Origin of the sequence: Streptomyces sp. 8L (assembly GCF_020176795.1) — a bacterium.
Classification (GTDB): Bacteria; Actinomycetota; Actinomycetes; order Streptomycetales; family Streptomycetaceae; genus Streptomyces.
This window is the reverse complement of sequence record NZ_JAIUKE010000146.1, coordinates 1-905: the sequence shown is the minus strand read 5'-3', so window position 1 is coordinate 905 and position 905 is coordinate 1. Positions and strand designations below refer to the sequence as shown.

The window sequence follows — 905 nt, the reverse complement described above, 5'->3', positions numbered from 1 at the left end:
GCGCGGGCCCCGGCGCCCCCCCCCCCCGCCCCCGCCCGCGGGGGGGGGGCGTGTGGCCGCCCCCCCCCCCCCCCCCCCCCCCCCCCCCCCCTCCCGCTCTTTGGCGCCTCTTCGCTGCTTGGCCCCGGACGGTATTGCCGAGGTCCGGAAAAGCGAAACTCCCCCTGGGTCAATTCCCGGGGGGAGTAATCGCGGTGGTGCTCGGTGAAAATCTGGATTGAACGCTCGAACCGATCACGCGGACCATCCGGCGCGTCAAGTCGTCAGGCACTCACGGCGCGCGTGGCCTTGCCGGCCTTCAGGCAGGAGGTGCAGACGTTCAGCTTCTTGGAGGTGCCGTTGATCACCGTACGCACCGACTGGATGTTCGGGTTGAAGCGACGGGGGCTGCGGCCCTTCACGCGGCGCTTGATGGCCTGGCGACCGAGGCGCGACACGTTCCTGCCGAAGACGGGTGCCTTGTCGCAAAAGTCGCAACGCTGAGACATGGGAATTTTCTCCACGTGTTGGTAGGGGGTGCGAACAGCCGATTACGAGCCAGGCACCAAAAGTTTTGCCAAGGTAGTCTACCTTACCAGAGGCACAGCCCCGCGATCGCCGGGGTCGTAGGCCGAAGCCCCGGAGATCGTGCCTGGTCGGACGCCCCCGCTGCACGCCAACGGCGGTCCGGCCCCAGGCCGGGCCGGGAGCCAGGCTACACGTGCGCGAGGGGCCGCGAGCGACCGGAGCGGGACGCCCGTAACCGTCCCGGCCGGCGGGAGGATACCGGCGCCGCACGCCGGACCGAAAAGCGGTCCCTGAATACGGGCGGCACGGAGAATTTCACTCTCCCGCCCATCACGCCCCGAATTCCCTGAGCACCGCCCTGATCACTACTGAACACCCCCCGAGTGCCCCCCCAGAAT

1 protein-coding gene is annotated in these 905 nt (G+C 69.2%); it reads right to left on the bottom strand.

Annotated features, from left to right (window positions below; all coding sequences use genetic code 11):
* Window positions 1–263: 263 nt before the first annotated feature.
* Complete coding sequence (gene rpmB, locus LCE31_RS14360; protein ID WP_225014634.1) at window positions 264–488, bottom strand: 50S ribosomal protein L28; 225 nt, start codon at window positions 486–488, stop codon at window positions 264–266.
* Window positions 489–905: the final 417 nt, after the last annotated feature.